This is a genomic window from Sphaerisporangium perillae (genome assembly GCF_023276435.1).
GTDB classification, from domain to species: Bacteria; Actinomycetota; Actinomycetes; order Streptosporangiales; family Streptosporangiaceae; genus Sphaerisporangium; species Sphaerisporangium perillae.
Genome location: NZ_JALLPO010000107.1, coordinates 1 through 1,073 on the forward strand (window position 1 = coordinate 1; position 1,073 = coordinate 1,073).

At 67.6% G+C, this 1,073-nt stretch carries 2 protein-coding genes; both read left to right on the plus strand.

What is annotated here, in order from left to right:
• On the plus strand, positions 1-692 hold a 692-nt coding region (metK, locus tag MYF83_RS42195; protein WP_248966440.1), incomplete at its 5' end, for a methionine adenosyltransferase.
• Positions 693-701: 9 nt separating this feature from the next.
• On the plus strand, positions 702-1,073 hold a 372-nt coding region (locus tag MYF83_RS42200), incomplete at its 3' end, for a homocysteine S-methyltransferase family protein (protein ID WP_308201594.1).

A 1,073-nucleotide genomic window follows, 5' to 3' on the forward strand; every position in this document is an offset into this window, starting at 1 on the left:
AGAACGGCACGGTTCCCTATCTGCGTCCCGACGGCAAGACCCAGGTCACCATCGAGTACGACGGCGACCGCCCGGTCCGCCTGGACACCGTGGTCCTGTCGACCCAGCACGCCGCCGGCATCGACCTGAACGACATGCTGGCCCCCGACATCAAGGAGCAGGTGGTCGACCCGATCCTGGACGGCCTCGCGATCGACACCCGCGGCTACCGCCTGCTGGTCAACCCGACGGGCCGGTTCGAGATCGGCGGTCCGATGGGTGACGCGGGCCTGACCGGCCGCAAGATCATCGTGGACACCTATGGTGGCATGGCGCGTCATGGTGGTGGCGCGTTCTCGGGCAAGGATCCCTCCAAGGTGGACCGTTCGGCCGCGTACGCGATGCGCTGGGTGGCCAAGAACGTGGTGGCGGCCGGGCTGGCCGACCGTGCCGAGGTGCAGGTCGCCTATGCGATCGGCAAGGCGCAGCCGGTCGGGGTGTTCGTGGAGACCTTCGGCACCGAGAAGACCGACGTGGAACGGATCCAGAAGGCCATCTTGACGGTGTTCGACCTGCGTCCGGCCGCGATCATCCGCGATCTGGACCTGCTGCGGCCGATCTACTCCCAGACCGCCGCCTACGGTCACTTCGGCCGCGAGGGAGTGTCCTGGGAATCCACCGATCGGGCAGAAGCCCTCCGGCAGGCCGTCTGAGGCGGCGCCGTGACGACGTTCCGCGAGCTCCTGGGCCGGCGGGTCCTGGTCTCGGACGGTGCCATGGGAACCATGCTGCAGGCACACGACCCGTCACTGGACGACTTCGACGGCCATGACGGGTGTAACGAAGTCCTGAATGTGACGCGGCCGGACATTGTTCGGGGGGTGCATGACGCGTATTTCGCGGTTGGTGTTGATTGTGTGGAGACCAACACGTTCGGGGCGAATCTGGCGGCGTTGGCGGAGTATGCGATCGCTGATCGGGTTTTTGAGTTGTCGGTCGCGGGGGCGCGGCTGGCGCGGGAGTCGGCGGATGGGTGGTCGCGGGGGGATGGTCGGCCGCGGTTCGTGCTGGGGTCGATGGGGCCGGGGACCAAG